This window comes from Leucobacter iarius (assembly GCF_039530105.1).
GTDB lineage: Bacteria > Actinomycetota > Actinomycetes > Actinomycetales > Microbacteriaceae > Leucobacter > Leucobacter iarius.
In genome coordinates this window covers 1,727,083-1,745,065 of record NZ_BAAAOB010000001.1, presented here as the reverse complement: position 1 = coordinate 1,745,065, position 17,983 = coordinate 1,727,083, and the positions used below count along the sequence as shown (strand labels likewise).

General features: G+C 68.2%; 17 protein-coding genes and 1 other RNA gene. 5 read left to right on the top strand and 13 right to left on the bottom strand.

Annotation, left to right across the window (positions count from 1 at the left end; genetic code table 11):
* Positions 1 to 8 precede the first annotated feature (8 nt).
* Positions 9 to 875 carry an AraC family transcriptional regulator gene (locus ABD169_RS07810; protein WP_344031159.1) on the top strand — a complete coding sequence of 289 codons (867 nt, stop codon included), beginning with the start codon at positions 9 to 11 and terminating at the stop codon, positions 873 to 875.
* Between the two features lie 139 nt (positions 876 to 1,014).
* Complete coding sequence (locus ABD169_RS07805; protein WP_344031157.1) at positions 1,015 to 1,347, top strand: nuclear transport factor 2 family protein; 333 nt, start codon at positions 1,015 to 1,017, stop codon at positions 1,345 to 1,347.
* Here ABD169_RS07805 and ABD169_RS07800 read toward each other — a convergent pair.
* The 3 genes from ABD169_RS07800 to ABD169_RS07790 all read right to left on the bottom strand — a co-directional run bounded on the left by ABD169_RS07800 (position 1,325) and on the right by ABD169_RS07790 (position 3,182).
* Positions 1,325 to 1,939, bottom strand: coding sequence for a VanZ family protein (locus ABD169_RS07800; protein WP_344031155.1), 615 nt, complete (start codon positions 1,937 to 1,939; stop codon positions 1,325 to 1,327). The genes ABD169_RS07805 and ABD169_RS07800 overlap by 23 nt on opposite strands.
* Before the next feature lie 135 nt (positions 1,940 to 2,074).
* Positions 2,075 to 2,447: a transfer-messenger RNA gene (gene ssrA / locus ABD169_RS07795) on the bottom strand.
* A 99-nt stretch (positions 2,448 to 2,546) separates the two neighbouring features.
* On the bottom strand, positions 2,547 to 3,182 hold the full coding sequence (locus ABD169_RS07790; RefSeq protein WP_046454194.1) for a TetR/AcrR family transcriptional regulator: 636 nt from the start codon (positions 3,180 to 3,182) through the stop codon (positions 2,547 to 2,549).
* Positions 3,183 to 3,297: 115 nt separating this feature from the next.
* Between ABD169_RS07790 and ABD169_RS07785 the strand changes: the two genes are divergently transcribed.
* From ABD169_RS07785 to ABD169_RS07775, 3 genes are all read left to right on the top strand, one after another.
* Positions 3,298 to 4,737: a purine-cytosine permease family protein gene (locus ABD169_RS07785; protein WP_344031153.1), complete on the top strand. Its 1,440-nt coding sequence runs from the start codon at positions 3,298 to 3,300 to the stop codon at positions 4,735 to 4,737.
* The gene (locus tag ABD169_RS07780; RefSeq protein WP_344031151.1) at positions 4,734 to 5,909 is read left to right on the top strand and encodes a serine hydrolase domain-containing protein; all 1,176 of its coding nucleotides are present in this window, start codon (positions 4,734 to 4,736) and stop codon (positions 5,907 to 5,909) included. Before ABD169_RS07785 ends, ABD169_RS07780 begins: the two co-directional genes overlap by 4 nt.
* A gap of 296 nt (positions 5,910 to 6,205) precedes the next feature.
* The gene (locus ABD169_RS07775) at positions 6,206 to 6,508 is read left to right on the top strand and encodes a hypothetical protein (protein ID WP_344031149.1); all 303 of its coding nucleotides are present in this window, start codon (positions 6,206 to 6,208) and stop codon (positions 6,506 to 6,508) included.
* 386 nt (positions 6,509 to 6,894) lie between these two features.
* On the opposite strand, the gene smpB is transcribed toward ABD169_RS07775, so the two are convergent.
* From smpB to ABD169_RS07725, 10 genes are all read right to left on the bottom strand, one after another.
* Positions 6,895 to 7,371 (bottom strand): SsrA-binding protein SmpB, encoded by a 477-nt coding sequence (gene smpB / locus ABD169_RS07770; protein ID WP_046454198.1) that lies wholly within the window; start codon positions 7,369 to 7,371, stop codon positions 6,895 to 6,897.
* A 181-nt stretch (positions 7,372 to 7,552) separates the two neighbouring features.
* Complete coding sequence (locus ABD169_RS07765) at positions 7,553 to 8,656, bottom strand: ABC transporter ATP-binding protein (RefSeq protein ID WP_344031146.1); 1,104 nt, start codon at positions 8,654 to 8,656, stop codon at positions 7,553 to 7,555.
* 240 nt (positions 8,657 to 8,896) lie between these two features.
* Positions 8,897 to 9,811 (bottom strand): permease-like cell division protein FtsX, encoded by a 915-nt coding sequence (gene ftsX / locus ABD169_RS07760; RefSeq protein WP_046454200.1) that lies wholly within the window; start codon positions 9,809 to 9,811, stop codon positions 8,897 to 8,899.
* Entirely contained in the window at positions 9,808 to 10,923 is a 1,116-nt protein-coding gene (gene ftsE / locus ABD169_RS07755) for a cell division ATP-binding protein FtsE (protein WP_344031144.1), read from the bottom strand. Before ftsE ends, ftsX begins: the two co-directional genes overlap by 4 nt.
* A gap of 86 nt (positions 10,924 to 11,009) precedes the next feature.
* Complete coding sequence (gene prfB / locus ABD169_RS07750) at positions 11,010 to 12,119, bottom strand: peptide chain release factor 2 (RefSeq protein ID WP_046453971.1); 1,110 nt, start codon at positions 12,117 to 12,119, stop codon at positions 11,010 to 11,012.
* 88 nt (positions 12,120 to 12,207) lie between these two features.
* Positions 12,208 to 13,614 carry an APC family permease gene (locus ABD169_RS07745; protein WP_344031142.1) on the bottom strand — a complete coding sequence of 469 codons (1,407 nt, stop codon included), beginning with the start codon at positions 13,612 to 13,614 and terminating at the stop codon, positions 12,208 to 12,210.
* A 196-nt stretch (positions 13,615 to 13,810) separates the two neighbouring features.
* A complete protein-coding gene (locus ABD169_RS07740) occupies positions 13,811 to 14,611 on the bottom strand; it encodes an ABC transporter permease (RefSeq protein ID WP_046453973.1) in 801 nt (266 codons plus the stop codon).
* On the bottom strand, positions 14,608 to 15,468 hold the full coding sequence (locus ABD169_RS07735; RefSeq protein WP_344031140.1) for an ABC transporter permease: 861 nt from the start codon (positions 15,466 to 15,468) through the stop codon (positions 14,608 to 14,610). The genes ABD169_RS07740 and ABD169_RS07735 overlap by 4 nt, the downstream gene beginning before the upstream one ends.
* Positions 15,469 to 15,479: 11 nt before the next feature.
* A complete protein-coding gene (locus tag ABD169_RS07730) occupies positions 15,480 to 16,658 on the bottom strand; it encodes an ABC transporter ATP-binding protein (RefSeq protein ID WP_344031138.1) in 1,179 nt (392 codons plus the stop codon).
* A gap of 8 nt (positions 16,659 to 16,666) precedes the next feature.
* The gene (locus tag ABD169_RS07725) at positions 16,667 to 17,884 is read right to left on the bottom strand and encodes an ABC transporter substrate-binding protein (protein WP_344031136.1); all 1,218 of its coding nucleotides are present in this window, start codon (positions 17,882 to 17,884) and stop codon (positions 16,667 to 16,669) included.
* Between the last annotated feature and the right edge of the window lie 99 nt (positions 17,885 to 17,983).

Here is a 17,983-nt window from a genome sequence, read left to right as displayed (position 1 = left end):
CACCCCCGGTGAGACGGGTGCGCTACAACCCGGCCGGGAGCGCGCGCCTCCCGATCGAGATCACCACGATCGACCGGATCAGACGGCGCGGCGGCCTCGCCGAGTTCGCGGCCCCGCAGCGCCCCGACTTCGAGATGCTGCTCGCGATCGAGCACGGGAGCACGACGCACGAGGTCGACTTCATGCGCTACGACATCGCCGCCGGCGACGCGCTCTGGGTGCACGCCGGGCAGGTCCAGCTCTGGGGCGACGTGCGCCGGCTGGAGGGCATCGCGGTCATCTTCAGCCCCGACGCGCTGCCGGCCGACGTCGTCGCACTGCTGCGCACGTTCGGAGCGTTCGCGCGGAACCACTGGGCCGATGCCGCCGCATCGGGCGGACCGTTCCTCAGTACGCTGAACGCCCTCGCCGCGATCACCGCGGACTCGTCCGGACCCGGCGACCCGGCTCCCCGGGCGCAGGCCCGCGATCACGCCGCGACGCACGCCGCGGCAGCGGCGCTGCTCCTGCTCGCCGGCACCGCGGAGTCGGACGCGTCGACGGTCGAGGTGGAACCGCCGGAGGCGTTCCATTGGCTCTTCGACGAGATCGAGCGCAGCTTCGCCGAGCATCGCACGGCCGCCTGGTACGCCCGGCGCCTCGGATACTCGGAGCGCACGCTCAACCGGCTCGCTCGGACGCACGCGGGCCTGAGCGCGAAGGAGCTCATCGACCGCCGCGTCGTGCTCGAGGCGAAGCGCCTGCTGGTGCACGAACAGGCATCGGTCGCGGCGATCGCGGCCCGCCTCGGCTTCGACGATCCCGCCAACTTCTCGAAGTACTTCAAGCACCGCGCCGGTGTCGCGCCCGGAGCGTTCCGCGACGTGCAGCGGTGAGCGCAGCGGTGAGCGCAGCGGTGAGCGCAGCGGTGAACGCCGGACACCGCGGCGCACGACCCCCGCGAGGAGGTCAATCGTCGGCGATCATCCCGTGATCCGCTCGCGCTCGGGCGACGGTCGAGCGTACGATCCAGGCATGACCGACATCGCCGTTCCCGCTCCCCTCCAGGCTTTCGTCGACGCGCTCAACGCCGCCGACACCGACGCGTTCGTCGCCGCGTTCACCGAGGACGGATTCGTCGACGACTGGGGCCGGGTGCTCCGCGGACCGGAGGGCGTGCGCAGCTGGGCCGCGAGCGACGCCATCGGTGCGGGCGCGCAGATGACCGTGCTGGAGGCGACGACCGAGGGTGAGACGACCGAACTCCGCTTCGCATGGGTGAGCCGGGTGTTCACCGGCGAGAGCACGGCCGTCGCGACCGCGCGGGGCGACCTGCTCGAGTCCTTCAGGATCCTCCCGAACCGCTGAGGCCGGCGGGGACGTCACCGGATCCCGCGGCCGCCGCACCGTCGCGCTCGGACCAGCTGAACCGGTGCACGATCCGATCGCACCCCGGGATCCGGGCGAAGAGCACGAGCAGGCCGGAGCCGACGAGGCCGCCGATCGTGTTGAAGATCAGGTCGTTGATGTCGGCGATGTGACCGCCGCCGGCGAGATCCTGCGCGGCGAGCTGCGTCAGCTCGATCCCCAGGCTCGTGCCCACGACCGCCAGGAGAACCTTCCACCAGCCGGGGCGCCGCATCAGGAGCGGGATCAGGATTCCGAGCGGCAGGAACACGATCACGTTCGTGAGCGCGTCCTCGACCTCGTAGTCCGCGAAGGGCGTCAGCACGACCCCCGACCACCAGGGGCCGGCGAGCGCGGGCGGGTCGAGGAAGATCGGGAACACGGTATTCGCGACGATTCCGGCGGCGTAGACGGCCAGCGCTGCCGCGACGGCGGCTCGCGGGATCGAGAAGCGCCCCGTCGCGCGCAGCCGCCAGCAGAGCAGCACGAAGACGATCACGCCGAGCGGAATCACGATCGGCAGGGCCGGCAGTTCAGCGAAGGGATCGTTCACGGTGGTCCGTCTCTGTGCGAGCCGCGGCTCGACCGAGCCGCGGAGGCCGGCCGCCCCAGGCAGGGGAAAACGAAGCGGGGGCCTCCTGATGGAGGCCCCCGCTGACGATTCACCGAGCGCGTGATGCTGATGCCGCTGTGGAGCCGCGGGGAATCGAACCCCGGTCCACTTCGACGATTCCGTGCCTTCTACGAGCGTAGTTCGTGAAAGCGTTCTACTCGGCCCCGTTCTTTGCCACGAACAGCTAGGACGACAGGCCCAGTCTCAGAAAAAGTCCCGATGCGCCCTGAGACGCGACGCATCAGCAAGCCCCCTAGATGACGCCAGGAAACCGGGGCGGAGGCCCACCCGACCTGACGGACTCGGTCTTACTGCTTAGGCAGCGAGAGCGAAGTCGGTGCGCTTAGCGTTGGCACCTATGGTTTGCGAAGGGCGTTTACGAGATAACTCCGCGTCCTCGGCCCGCTTCTCACGGTCTCAAATCGACGTGTCGAAACCGATCGGCCCCGTGTGCGGTCTTCCGACCACCGGGGCGGCACATCACGCGCTGTGGAATTGTCAAACTCCGGCAGAACCGGAACCTCGATTCTAGCACCGCGGGCTCCGGTCACGCCAGGCGCGCCACCGCCGCGTCGAGCTCCGCGCGTTCGAAGCCCAGGGACCAGGCGACGACGTCGCTCACGAAGCCGGTGAACGCCTCGCCCACGAACGGGCCGCGATCGTTCACGTATCCGCCGAAGCCGTCGATCGCCATGAAGATGCGAATGCACGCGGTCAGCGGATCCGGTGCCACGAAGCTCCCCTCGGCGACCCCCTGGTCGATCAGGGCGATGAGCTCGTCGCGGTCGTGCGCCTCCTGCGCCTCGACCGCCCGGGTCAGCGGCTCGCTGAAGCGCGAGAGGTGCCGGGCGTTGAGCCAGAGCCGGGCAAGGTCGTCGGCACTGCGGCTCTCGATGCGGTGCACGATCCCGGCGATCCGCTCCAGCGCGGTTCCCGATGCCGCGAACATCTCGTCCCGCTCCCCCGCGATGGCGAGCTCGAAAGCGGCGATCACGAGGTCCTCGGCGGCGGGGAAATAGTGGCTGATCAGCCCCGGACGCACGTCGAGGCGCTCGGCGACGGCGCGCAGGGTGATGCGCTCGAGCCCGTCCTCGAGGGCGATCGTGGCCGCGGTGGAGAGGATCTCGGCCCGGCGTTCCTCGGGTTCCTTCCGTACGCGTCCGCGCGTTCCACTTGACACCATGCCCGTCATCATATTGGAATAGTGACCAACAGCCCATTGGCCCCATGACCAATAGCACTGCCGCTCGTTCTGGACCACGCGATGCTGCCCTGGGCTGCTGCCGAGAGGAACCCGAGTGACGAAGCCGTCCGCCCCCACCCCAGACGACACGTTCGTCGACGCCGCTGGCCAGCCCGAGACCCGAGGGATCGAGATCATCGCCCCCTCCGAACGGCACGGCAAAGCCCGCGAGCTGTTCGCCGTCTGGGCCGCGCCCAACGTCAGCGTGCTCAACTTCACCATGGGCGCCACGCTCACCCTCGTGCTCGGTCTCGAGGTCTGGCAAGCGCTCCTCGTGATCCTCGCCTCCTGCCTGCTCTGGATCCTGCCCGGCATCGTCGCGGTCAGCGGCCCCGCCGCCGGCACCTCCGGCTCGGTCATCACCCGCGCCATCTACGGCATCCGCGGCAACCGGATCGTCATCGCCTTCTACGGCTGGTTCATCTCCGGCGTGTTCCTCGCACTCAACTGGGTCGCCTCCACCTTCATGGGCGTGGAGCTGCTGCGCCGCATGGGCCTCGACAACCAGCCGCTCGCGATCATCGGCGTGACCGTCGTCGTCTCGGCGATCACCGTGCTCGTCGCCGTCTACGGCCACGCGCTGATCCTGCGCGCCTACACCGTCGTCACGACCGTCCTGCTCGTGATCTTCCTCGTCGTCACCGGCTTCCTCCTCCCCCACATCGACTGGGCCTTCACCCAGCCGAAGCCCCTCGGCGGACACGATCTGTGGGTGTCGCTCTGCGTCGGCTTCGCGATCCTGGCATCCACCCCGCTCTCGTACTCCAACAGCGCCGACCTGGCGCGCTACCTCCCCGCCGAGACGAAGCCCGCGAGCATCATCGCCGCGACGGCGCTCGGCGGCGCCATCCCCTGCTTCCTCTTCACCGGCTTCGGCGCCCTGCTCGGCACCGCCGTCACCGAGGACGCGCTCAAGCTCGGCATCGAATACTCGCTGCTCGACATGATCCCCGCCTGGCTCGGCCCCATCTTCGTGCTCGGCGTCGTCGTCAACACCATCGCGCTCAACGGCATGACCACCTACACCTCGAGCATGGTCTTCCAGTCGATCGGCGTTCCCATCAAGCGCATCCCGTCGGCGATCCTCATCGGCGCCCTCGGCACCGTCTTCACCATCGTGCTCGCCATGTCGACCTCGCTCATCTCCGCCGTCAACCTGATGCTGCAGTTCCTGCTCATCATCTCGGTGCCGACGATGGCGGTCTACGTCACCGACATCCTCCTGCGCAAGCGCCGCTACGACGCCTTCGAGCTGTTCGAGGAGTCGAAGAGCGGCGCCTACTGGTTCGCGAACGGCTTCGGTCTCGCCGGACTGCTCTCCGCCGTCATCGGCGGAGTCGCGACCGCGATGTTCCTCTCGACCGACATCTGGGTGGGGCCCCTCGCCGATGCCGTCGGCGGACTCGACCTCTCGGTGCCGGTCGGCCTCCTCGTCTCCGCCGGGCTCTACGTGCTGCTCGCCCGCCCCGCGATCCGCAAGGAGGCCGCCGCATGAGCGCCGACACCGGCCCCCACCCCGCCCGCTACCCGGGCGCACCCGCCGGTCAGCCGACCCTCGAGACCTGGCAGGAGGCGCCCCACAATCGCTGGGCGTTCGCGAACCTCGCCGAGATGCTCCCCGTCGCGACCGTCTCGCGTCGCCGGCCCGCCGCACCGGCCGAGGCCACCGTGCGTCTCGACGCCGTTGCGAGCCGCGTCGACGCGCTCGAGGATCGTCTCGAACGCACCTACACCGATGCGCTCCTCGTGCTCCGCGGCACCGACGTCGTCGCCGAGTACTACCGGCCCGGGTTCGCACCCGACCAGCGCCACCTCCTCATGAGCGTGTCCAAGTCGCTCTGCAGCACCGTCGTCGGCGCCCTCATCGGCGCCGGGCGGATCGATCCCGCGGCGGCGATCACCGACTACATCCCCGAGCTCGCCGGATCCGTCTACGACGGCCCCACCGTGCAGCGCGCGCTCGACATGGAGATCGCGATCGACTACAGCGAGAACTACGTCGACCCCGACTCGGAGGTGCAGACGCACGACCGCGCCGCCGGCTGGCGCCCCGCGAAGCCCGGGGACCCCGCGGACGACTACGCGTTCCTCACCACCCTGCGCGGCAGCGGATCCGTCGGCGAGTTCCAATACTGCTCGGCGAACACCGACGTGCTCGCCTGGATCGTCGAGCGCGTCACCGGCTCGCGCTACTCCGACGCGCTCTCCGAGCACCTCTGGTCGAAGCTCGACGCCGACCGCGACGCCACCATCACGGTCGACTCCACCGGCTTCGGCTTCGCGAACGCCGCGATCTCGTGCACGGCGCGCGACCTCGCCCGCGTCGGACGCGTGATCCTCGACGGCGGCACCGCCCCCGGCGGACGCGTCGTCCCCGAGGAGTGGACCCGCAGCGTGCTCGCCGGCGGATCCACCGACGCCATGACCTACGAAGGGTTCACAGGGGAATTCCCGAACGGCAGCTACACGCGCCAGTGGTGGTGCACCGGCAACGAGCGCGGCAACGTGAGCGGGATCGGGATCCACGGCCAGAACCTCTGGCTCGACCCGCAGACGGACTCGGTGATCGTGAAGCTGTCGAGCTGGCCGGGGCCGCTCTCCGACGAGCTCGATGCGCTGCAGAACGCGCTCCTGCTCGACCTCAGCCGCGCGCTCGATCCGGCATAACTCGGCGCGGCCGCTCAGCGGCCCCACCAGCGGACGCGGTGCCGACGATTGGATGCGGAGCCGACCTCTGGACGCCGAACCGACGATTGGACGCCGAATCTCGCGCCTGTCAGGCGTCCAATCGTCGGCACCGCATCCATTCGTGCGGGACTCATTCCCGCGGGCCGGCCCGCACGGAGGTCCGGAGTCCGGGCCGGTCGAGAAGCGCGGCAGATCGGGTAGGGTCGGAGCAGGGATTCAGCGAAGTATCCGCCTACGGGTAACTCGCTGGACGCGAACTCGAGACGGAGCAGCACATGACTGATCACGCAGGCGGAACGACGGATACCCAGCCGGAGATGGTGCGGACCGTCTCGGCGCCCGTCGTCGCACGAGTCGCCTTCGTCGGCGTCTCCGTCGTGCTCGCGATCGTCGGCTGGATGATCGCGTCGGCGCAGATATCGACCGTCCGGGACAACGGCGGCGGCACCCTGGACCTGTTCCCAGCAGAACTGATGTCGTTCACACTCGGCCTGGCGCTCATGCTCACGGGGCTGCTCATGCTGACCGTGTGGGGCGCGGTCGAGCTCGCCCGGCTGCTCCGGCGCTCCTCCGTCTGAGCCGCGCAGACGGAGGAGAGGTCGCGCAAATAGTCCTTTCGGGGCACGGGTGACTCTCCCTGTGCCCCCGACCCGATCGCACGTTCGCTCAGCCGGTTTTGAACGCTCTGCCGGATAAGTTCTGACAGTTTTCTCCGGCGGAGCGTTCAAATCCGGCTGAGCGCACACGCAAAGGTGAACCAGCCCTCAACGGGAGCGATCGGCGGGAGGCGGCGCGCAACTCCGTTCGCAAGCCTGGTGGGCTTGGCGGGAGCGGCCAGCGCGAAGCGCCGGCCGCGGATGGATCGGCGCGCGAACGGAGTTGCTCGCCGCCGGCCGCTGATCGCGGATGGACCGACACGCGTCCCCAAACGGGTCGATCACGACCCATCGATCGCGGAGAACCCCTACTCGCCGAGGTGCTTGCGCGCGGAGATCGCGCGATCCGCCTCGCGGCGATCCTGGCGCTCGCGCAGCGTCTGCCGCTTGTCGTACTCGCGCTTGCCCTTGGCGAGCGCGATCTCGACCTTGGCGCGGCCGTCGAGGAAGTAGAGGCGCAGGGGCACGATGGTCATGCCGCCCTCGCGCGTCTTCTGGTAGAGCTTGTCGATCTGCTGACGGTGCAGCAGCAGCTTGCGCTTGCGGCGCGGAGCGTGGTTGGTCCACGAGCCGTTGAGGTACTCGGGGATGTAGGCGGCGTCGAGCCAGGCCTCGCCGTGCTCGATGAACACGTAGCCGTCGACGAGCGACGCGCGCCCCATGCGCAGCGACTTGACCTCGCTGCCGGTGAGCACCATGCCCGCTTCGTACGTGTCGATGATGAGGTACTCGTGCCGAGCCTTCTTGTTCGACGCGATCAGCTTCTCGCCGGTTTCCTTCGGCATGGCACTCCCCCTTCTTCGAGCGTTTCCGTGTGCGGACCGAACCTCCAGCCTAGCGTGCGGCGTCCCCCGCCGTCTCGCCCGCGGGCGACGATTCTCGCGATTCGCGGGGATTCCCCGGAGCGCGAACGCGCGAACGCCCCCGGCCGCGCTGCGGTCGGGGGCGTTCGTCGCTGCGGTCGGGTCAGGCTTCGCGCGACTCGGGGGTGCCGATGCGCTCGCCGGTCGCCACGTCGAAGAGGTGCACGCGGGCCACGTCGGGCACCGCGGTGACGCGCTCCCCCGCGTTGGCGTGCGCACGGCCGTCGACGCGCACGACCAGGTCGGTCGGTGCGCCGGCGATCTCGCTGCGGCCGTAGAGGTAGCCGTCGGCGCCGAGCTCCTCGACGAGGTGCACGCCGATCTCGAGACCCGCGGCGCCGGGTTCGCCCTGCGAGAGGTCCTCGGGACGGATGCCGACGGTGACCGTGCCGCCGGTGATCGCCGCGGCGACCTCGGGGGCGAGCGGGATCGTCGCGGATCCGAGCACGAGGCCGGCCGCGGTCACCTCTGCGGTGAAGAGGTTCATGGCCGGGCTGCCGATGAAGCCGGCGACGAAGGTGTTGCGGGGACGGTCGAGCAGTTCGCGCGGGGTGCCGACCTGCTGGAGCACGCCGAGCTTCATCACGGCGATGCGATCGCCCATGGTGAGCGCCTCGGTCTGGTCGTGGGTGACGTAGACGGTCGTGACGCCGAGTTCGCGCTGCAGGGAGGCGATGCGGGTGCGGGTCTGCACGCGCAGCTTGGCGTCGAGGTTCGAGAGCGGCTCGTCCATGAGGAAGACGCGCGGCTCGCGAACGATGGCGCGGCCCATGGCGACGCGCTGGCGCTGGCCGCCGGAGAGGGCCTTCGGCTTGCGGGCGAGGTACTCGGTGAGGTCGAGCTGCTCGGCGACCTCTTCGACGCGGCGCTGGCGCTCGGCCTTGTCGACGCCGGCGATCTTGAGCGCGAAGCCCATGTTCTCGGCGACGGTCATGTGCGGGTACAGCGCGTAGTTCTGGAAGACCATCGCGATGTCGCGATCCTTGGGCGAGACATGGGTCATGTCTTCGCCGCCGATCATGATTCGGCCGCCGGTGACCTCTTCGAGGCCGGCCAGCATGCGCAGCGCGGTGGACTTGCCGCAGCCGGAGGGGCCGACGAGGACGAGGAACTCGCCGTCCTCGATGTGGAGGTTGAGCTCGGATACCGCCGGTCGGTCGGTTCCCGGGTACTGCAGGGTGATGTTGTCGTAGACGACGCTCGCCATCGAGGTTTCCTTTCGTTCCACCGGCAGGCACGTGCCGGACGATCCGTAGTGTGAGCGAAATGTCGGCCTGCGTCGGCCGACCTGCTCAGTCTGCCACAGCTCGCGTCCGCGCGGAGGAGAAAAGCATCGAGTGGCGGCAGAACGCCCGTATCCGGAGGGGATACGGGCGTTCTGCCGCCACTCGGCGGGGTTCGCGAGGGCGCAGGCGCGCAGGCGCGGGGCCCGCCGCGCAGGATCGGGTCAGACCCGCAGGTACCTCGTGATCGCGATCTTCGCGGCGATCGCGCTGAGCACGATGCCGAGCGCGAGCAGGATCGGCGGCACGACGAGCGATTGCTGCACGGTGATGTAGCTCGTGAACGGCACGTTCGTCACGAGGAAGCCCTCGACGAAGAACTTGACGATCGCGACCGACGCGATGCCGGCCAGCACGGCCCCGATCACCGCCGATATGACGCCCTCGAGCACGAACGGCGTCTGGATGAACCTATTGGATGCGCCCACCAATCGCATGATGCCGATCTCCCGGCGTCTCGAGAACGCCGACAGGCGGATCGTGGTGGAGATGAGCAGCATGGCCGCGATGAGCATCAGGCCCGCGATGGCGATGGCCGTGTAGCTGGCGACGCCCAGGATCAGGAAGATCCGGTCGAGCAGGCTGCGCTGGTCGGAGACCGACTGCACTCCCGGGATCCCCGAGAAGGTCTCCTGGATGATCGCGGAGCGCGACGGATCCTTGAGCTTCACCCAGTAGGTCTGGTTCAGCTGGTCGGGCTTCGTGATGTCGACGATCGGGTTGCCCTTGAACTGCTTCTTGAACTCCGTGTACGCCTGCTCGTGGTCGACGTAGAAGGAGTCCGCGATGTAGGGCTTCAGCGTGTCGGACTCGAGCGCCTGCTTGACCGCGGCCACCTGGTCCGCTGAGGCGTCGGCCCCCGAGCAGGTGGCGCTCTGGTCGTACTTGGTGCACAGGTAGATCGCGACCTGCGCGCGGTCGTACCAGTAGGTCTTCATCTGCTGCACCTGCAGCTGCATGAGGATCGCCGTACCCACGAAGGTGAGCGAGACGAAGGTCACGAGGATCACCGAGATGACCACGGACATGTTGCGACGGAGGCCGTTCCAGACCTCGCCGAGCACGAGCGAAACTCTCATCGAACCGGCCCCACATCCGTCTGGTCGTCGTCCTGGGACCCCGAGAGGCCGAGGCGCTCGGCGAGTCCGCCCTTGGCCGCCAGCTCGACGGGATCGATCTCGTTCGGCGCGAGGAAGCCGGGAACCCGACGCGCCTGGGCCGCATTCGTGCCGTCGGCGCGGACCGTCAGGTCGAGCGGATCCTCGTCCTCGGGCGGCGCGACGGCGGCCGCGGCGGGCACGACCGGGGCGGGTGCCACGGGGGCCGCGACGACCGGCGCCGATGCCTGCGTTTCTGCGGCCGGGGCCTGCTGCGGCGCGGGCTCGGCCGCCGCGCTCGGAGTCTCGACCACGCCGGTCTCGGGCGCGAGCGCCGCCCGCACGACCGCTTCGGTGGTGCGCAGCACGCGGGCGCCCTGCTCGGTGAGGTCCATCACGGGGATCGAGGCCGTCTCGCCGTAGCCGCCGCTCTGCTCGTCGCGCACGACGACGCCCTGCGAGAGCTCGACCACGCGCTGCTGCATGATGTCGACGAACGCCGCCTCGTGCGTGGCCATGACCACGGTCGTGCCGGCCGCGTTGATCGCGCGCAGCAGCTGCATGATGCCGAGGCTGGTCGCGGGGTCCAGGTTGCCCGTGGGCTCGTCGGCCAGCAGGATCGCCGGCTTGTTGACGATGGCGCGCGCGATGGCGACGCGCTGCTGCTCACCGCCCGAGAGCTCGTGCGGGTACCGCTTGCCCTTGCCCTCCAGGCCCACCATCTCGAGCGTGTCGGGCACGGCCTCCTGGATGAAGCCGCGGGACTTGCCGATGACCTGCAGCGAGAACGCGACGTTGTCGTACACGGTCTTGTTGGTGAGCAGGCGGAAGTCCTGGAACACCATGCCGAGGTTGCGGCGGAAGTAGGGGACCTTGCGGGAGGAGATCTTGCTCAGATCGTGCCCGAGGACGTGCACCGTGCCACCGGTGGGCTGCTCCTCGCGCAGGATGAGCTGCAGGCAGCTCGACTTACCGGAACCTGATGCGCCGACGATGAAGACGAACTCGCCGCGATCGACCCGGAGGTCGATGCCGTCGAGCGCCGGACGTTGCGCACCCCGGTACTTCTTGGTGACGTTCTCGAAGAGGATCATGACGCAGACGACACTACGCGGACGGGCGCGGCCGCCCACGGCGACGCGCGGGCGAACCCGGAGCTCTCAGCTTTCGCGCGGCTCGGTCAGTCGTTCTTCGAGAGCGAGCGCCAGCGGATCCCAGCGGCGATGAAGCCGTCGAGGTCGCCGTTGAACACCGCGTCGGGCTGCGAGGACTCGTGGCCCGTGCGCAGATCCTTGACGAGCTGCTGCCCGTAGAGGAAGTAGGAGCGGATCTGGTCGCCCCAGCTCGCGGTGACGGATCCGGCCAGCTCCTTCTTCTTCGCGGCCTCCTGCTCCTTCTGCAGCAGCAGCAGGCGCGTCTGCAGCAGGCGCATCGCGGCCGCGCGGTTCTGGATCTGCGACTTCTCGTTCTGCATCGAGATGACGATCCCCGTGGGGATGTGCGTGATGCGCACGGCCGAGTCGGTCGTGTTGACCGACTGCCCGCCGGGGCCGCTCGAGCGGAACACGTCGACGCGGATGTCGGACTCGGGGATGTCGACCTCGGTCGCCTCCTCGAGCAGCGGGATCACCTCGACGCCGGCGAAGCTCGTCTGGCGTTTGTCGGCGGATCCGAAGGGGCTGATGCGGGCGAGGCGGTGCGTGCCCGCCTCGACCGAGACGGTGCCGAACGCGTAGGGCGCGTCGATCTCGAAGGTCGCCGACTTGATGCCTGCACCCTCGGCGTAGGAGGTGTCGAGCACCTTCGTCGGGTAGTCGTGCTGCTCGGCCCAGCGCAGGTACATGCGCAGGAGCATCTCGGCGAAGTCGGTCGCGTCGTCGCCGCCGGCGCCCGAGCGGATCGTGACGACCGCGGCGCGCTCGTCGTACTCCCCCGAGAGCATGGTCTGGACCTCGAGCTCCTGCACGACCTTCTCGAGCGAAGCCAGCTCGTCGCCGGCCTCGGACGCCGAGTCCTCGTCGTCCATCTCCTGCGCGAGCTCGATGAGCACGTCGAGGTCGTCGAGACGCTGTTCGACGCCCCGCAGGCGCTTGAGGCGCGCCTGGCGGTGCGAGAGGCCGCTCGTCACCTTCTGCGCGGCCGCGGGATCGTCCCACAGGTCGGGGGCGCCGGCCTGCTCCTCGAGCTCGGCGATCTCCCGCTCGAGCTTCGGCACGTCGAGCACGGCGGCGATATCGGCGAAGGTGGACCGGACGGCGCGGATGCGCGGTGCGAAATCGAGATCGAGCATGATTCCCTCAGTTTAGCGGTGCCGGAACGGGCTCGGGGCCCGGGTCCCACGAGGAGACCCGGGCCCCGAGCCCGGCGGACGGATCCGATCAGTCGGCGTCGGCGCCCTCCGGCACCTTGTTGAAGCCGGTGACGGTCTGGTTCTCGTCGAAGCCGACGACCCGCTTGCGGAAGAACTTCGTGATGAAGAGCAGGTAGACGAAGCCGATGGCGGTCCAGATCAGGCCGCCGATCAGGGCGTCCTCGTGCAGCTTCGACCACAGCACGCCGGTCAGCACCGTGCCGATGCCGGGCATCACGATGTACTTGAAGATCTGGCCGGGTGTCTTGCGCAGCCCCTTGCGGATCGCGAACCAGGCGATCACCGAGATGTTCACGAACGTGAACGCGATGAGCGCGCCGAAGTTGATGAACGCCGAGATGAGATCGAGGTCGAAGGACATCGCGAGCAGGCAGATCGCGCCGACGAGCAGGATGTTGAGCGTCGGGGTGTGCGTCTTCGGGTTGATGTAGCCGAAGAACTTGCCCGGGAGCACGTTGTTGCGGCCCATGACGAGCAGCATGCGGGCGACCGATGCGTGCGAGGCGAGGCCCGAGGCGACCGAGGCGGCGAAGCCCGCGGCCGTGAGCACGGCCTGGAAGACGGTGCCGCCCGTGACCATGCCGATCTGGGGCAGCGCGCTGTTCGAGAGCGCGTCGTCGCTGAAGTCGTGCCAGTCGGGGAAGCGCAGCTGGGTGAAGTACGCGGCGACGAGGAAGATCGCACCGCCGAGCAGCACCGTGTACATGATCGCCTTCGGCATGATCTTGGGGCTCTTGGCCTCCTCCGCGTACATGGTGACCGCGTCGAAACCGATGAACGAGAAGCAGACGATCGTCGCGCCCGTGAGGATCGCGCCGAAGTCGACCCCGTCGTGCACGAACGGGGTGATCGAGACGACCGTGCCGGCGCCCGCGCCGCCCGCGAGCTGCACCCAGACCATGAACACGAAGACGGCCATGACGATGATCGCGAACACGAGCAGGATCATGTTGAGGTTCGAGGTGCCGCGCATCGTGATGTAGATGATGCCCGTGGTCACGATGCAGTAGGCGATGACCCACCAGCCCGACCAGATGCTCGGGAACAGCTGCTCCATGTAGCTGCGGACGATGAGGCAGTTGACCATCGGCAGCAGGATGTAGTCGATCAGCGAGGTCCAGCCGACCATGAAGCCGAGGTTCGGGTGGATCGACTCGCGCACGTAGGTGTAGGCGGAGCCCGCGCTCGGGATGGCGGCGGAGATCTTGCCGTAGCTGATCGCGGTGAAGAGCATCACGACGAGCGCGACGAGGTACGCGAGCGGAACCAGGTTGTTCGTCTCCTGGGAGACGATCCCGAAGGTGTCGTACACCACGGTGGGGGTCATGTAGCCGAGGCCGAGACCGACGATGGCCCAGAGGCCGAGGTTCCTGGTGAGCGTCGCTCGTTTCGGAGCCGTCGAGGTGGTCGTCATGTTCTCTCCTTTAAGAACGGGGTGTTCGGGCGATCGAACCGGTCGAACCGGATCGTCGCACGCGCGTCTTCGCGCCTGAACAAGGATTCATTATGCACCCTCCGGGGCGGTCCCCCCGACCGTTTCCTGGGAGCGGCGGCGGGCTCCGAACCCCCTTCGGGGATCCGGAGCCCGGGCGGCCTCGCAGCCGCAGCTTCTACCGGCTCGCGAGCCGTTTCCGTCGATTGATTCCGACCATCTGCACGATGATCACGAGCGCGAGCGCGCCGAGGAACACGATCGACGCCAGCACGTTCGCCTGCGCCGGCACGCCGCGCAGCGCCGAGGTGTAGATGAACTTCGGGAAGGTGTTCGCGGTGCCCGAGTTGAAGTTCGTGATGATGAAGTCGTCGAACGACAGCGCGAAGCTGAGCAGGGCCGCACCGATGATGCCCGGCATGAGCATCGGCAGCGTGATCCGCCAGAACACCTGCCCGGGCGAACCGTAGAGATCCCGTCCGGCCTCCTCGATCGAGGGATCGAGGCTCGCGACGCGGGCCTTCACCGCCACCACGACGTACGAGATGCAGAACATCGTGTGCGCCAGGATGATGGTGCCGATCCCCTTCTCGACGCCTGCCAGCAGGAACTGCGCCGCGAGGCCCGCGCCGAGCACGACCTCCGGCGTCGCCATCGGGGTGAACAGCATCAGGCTGATGGTCGAGCGGAACTTGAAGCGGTACCGCACGAGCGCAATCGCGATCGCGCTGCCGAGCACGGTCGCGACGATCGTCGCGACGACGCCGACCAGGATGCTGTTGCTGAACGCCTCGCAGACGTCGGGGGCGCCGCAGGGGTTGGACCAGTTGTCGGTCGTGAAGCCGCGCCAGGTGATGTTGTTGCGACCGGCGTCGTTGAACGAGAACACGATCACGTAGAAGATCGGCAGCAGCAGGTAGATCAGGACGATCGACCCCACGACCGGCACGAAGGCCTTGCCCAGGCTGAACTTGTTCACAGCAGATCCTCCGCCCCGCTCTTGCGCACGTAGGTCGCCACGATCACGAGGATCACGGCCATCAGGATGATCGAGAGCGTCGCCGCCATCGGGTAGTCCTGCGTGCGGAGGAAGTTCGACTCGATCGCGTTACCGATCATCGCGGTCTTCGTCGACCCAAGGAACTCGGTCGACGCGCTCACGTAGTCGCCCGCCATCGGGATGAAGCTGAGCAGCGTGCCCGAGACGACACCGGGCAGCGAGAGCGGCAGCGTGACCCTGCGGAACGTCGTGACCGGCGAGGCGTAGAGATCCTGCCCGGCCTCGACGAGCCGCAGGTCGAGCTGCTGCAGCGAAGCGAACATCGGCAGGGTCATGAACGGGATGAAGTTGTAGACGAGACCGAAGATGACCGAGAAGTCGGTGCCGATCCACTCGCCGGGCAGGATCTGCTTCCACGCGAGCGTGCGCAGCAGGAAGCTGATGAAGAACGGCGCGACCACGAGGATCAGCGCGATGCCCTGCAGCATGGGCCGCGGGCGCAGCGTGACGCCGATCAGATAAGCCAGCGGATAGCAGATGATGAGCCCGATCACCGTCGCGGTGAGCGCGTAGACGAAGGATCGGAGGATGTGCGGCCAGTACTGCACGATGGCGTCGGCGTAGTTGCCGAACTGCCACGCCGCGATGTACTCGCCGATGCCGCCCGAGGCCGCGGGGGCCTGGAGGGAAGTGATGACGAGCTGGATGAAGGGCGCGAGGAAGAACAGGAGCATGTAGGCGATGCCGGGCGCGAGCAGCAGCAGCGCGGTCCAGGATCGCTTCCTCGGCACCTGCTCGACGGTCGCCGTGCCCGTCGAGAATGCGGTGAATGCCATCGGTTCGCCTCTCAGTTCTGCTTCGCCTGGGCCGCCATGGCCCGGGTCGAGAGATCGGAGGCGAGCGAACCGGTGCCGGTCGGATCGTCGGCGAGCCCGAAGGTGTGCTCGGCGTGCCAGCTCAGCCAGACCTCGTCGCCGAGCCGGGCGCCGGGGCCGGCCTCCACGTTCTGCGCGAACACCTGCACCGAGCCGAACTCGGGCGCCTCCACCGTGTACTGCGTGCTGACGCCGATGAACGAGACGTCGGTGATGCGGCCGGGACCGATCACGTTGATCGCGGGGTCGTCGACGGGCTGCTCGCGGTGGAGCCGCAGCTTCTCGGGCCGGACGCCGACGGTGATCGTGCCGCCGTCGCGCTCGGTCCGCTCGCGCAGCACGGTGATGCGGCCGCCGTTCAGCGTCGTCTGCACGACCCGATCGGTGCCGCCGACGACCTGCACCTCGAACAGGTTGGACTGCCCGAGGAAGTTCGCGACGAACACGGTTCGCGGCAGCTCGTAGAGTTCCTCGGGGGCGCCCATCTGCTCGATGCGGCCCTTGTTCATGACCGCGACCGTGTCGGCCATGGTCATGGCCTCCTCCTGGTCGTGGGTCACGTGGAGGAAGGTCAGGCCGACCTCCTGCTGGATCTGCTTGAGCTCCTGCTGCATCTGACGGCGCAGCTTGAGGTCGAGCGCGCCGAGCGGCTCGTCGAGCAGCAGCAGCGCGGGCCGGTTCACGACGGCGCGGGCGAGCGCGACGCGCTGCTGCTGGCCGCCCGAGAGCTGGGCGGGCTTGCGATCGGAGATGTGCGCCAGCTCGACGAGCTCCAGCGCCTCCTTGGCCTTGCCCACCGGATCCCCCACCCTGCGGCGGCGGAGCCCGAAGGCGACGTTCTCCAGGATCGTCATGTGCGGGAACAGCGCGTAGGACTGGAACACGGTGTTGACCGGTCGCTTGTGCGGCTTCAGCGCGGTGACGTCGCGGCCGCCGATCAGGATCCGACCGGCGGTCGGATCCTCGAGGCCCGCGACGAGCCGCAGGGTCGTGGTCTTGCCGCAGCCCGAGGGGCCGAGCAGCGCGAAGAAGGATCCCGCGGGGATCTCGAGGTCGAGGTGCTCGATGGCGGTGAATCCCGGGAATCGCTTCTGGATCCCGGTGAGGGTGAGGTCGGCTCCGGCCTCTGCGAAGGAGTGTGCGTCGTTCATATGCGTGTTTACAGTCCCAGTACCTTGTTGAATGCGGCCGTGTACTTCTTGTCCTCCTGCGGAGTCAGGGTGCGGAAGTTGTGCAACCGCTTGTCCATCTCCGCGTCCGGGAAGATCAACGGATTGTCGACCTGCTTCGGGTCGATCTTCGCCATCGCCTCCTTGGCGCCCTTCACGGGCGGCACGAACGAGGTGTAGGCCACCACCTGCGCCGCGATCTCCGGCTGGTAGTAGTAGTCGATCAGCTGCTCGACGAGCTTCTTGTTCTTCGCCGAGGTGCCGTTCGGCACCGTGAGCGAGTCCGCCGTGATCATGCCACCGGACTCGGGCACCTCGAGGGTCCACTTGTCGCCCTGCTCGGCGTTCAGCATGACGATGTCGCCCGTCCAGGCGATCGCTGCGAGGGTGTCCTCCTTCTCAAGGTCCTGGGTATAGGAGTTGCCCTTGACCTTCGAGATCTGGCCGCTCTTCAGCCCGTCGTCGAGCCACTGCAGCGCCCGGTCGAACTCGGCGTCGCCCCAGGTCTTCTGCGCGACGTCGACCCCCTGCGCCTGCATGATGATGCCCATGGTGTCGCGCATCTCGGTCAGCACGCCCACCTTGCCCTTGAGCTCGGGGCGCATGAAGTCCTCGAGCGTGCGCACGCCCTGGGGCACCAGCTTCTTGTTCCAGACGAAGCCCGAGGCGGGAAGCTGCCACGGGATCGTGAAGCGGCGGCCGGGATCGACGTCGAGCGCGTTCTTCTGCGAGTCGATGAGATTCGCCGTGACGTTGGCGAGGTTCGCGTAGTCGAACTCCTGGATCTGCTTCGCCTCGATGAGGCGGGCGTCCATCCAGTCGGTCAGGGTGATCACGTCGTAGCCGGTGTCCTGGCCGAGCTTCAGCTGATCCTTGATCTTGCCGTAGAAGGTGTTGTTGTCGTCGATGTCCTCGAGGTACTCGACCTTGATGTTCGTCTGCTTCATGAACGCGTCGAGCGTCGGGAAGGTCTGGGTCTTCGAGTCGTAGTCGAGGTAGTAGGTCCAGTTGCCCCACACGATCGAGCCGGCCTTGCCGGTCCCCTGATCGACCTTCGGTGCGCCTCCCGCGCAGGCGCTGAGCGCGAGCGCTCCGACACCGGCCGCTCCGGCAGCGCCGACCCGCAGGAGTCCGCGACGGTTCATCTGGGCGCCGCGCACCATGGCGACGAGGTCTCGGACTACGGGGTCCTCGGGCACTCTGTTCATCTCGGGTCTCCTTTGACTCGATGCATGACGGTCCCCCGTGCGACGATCCTGAAGCCTCATCGCCGGGTCGGTCGTTCCGAACTATTCCACAGAGCCGGT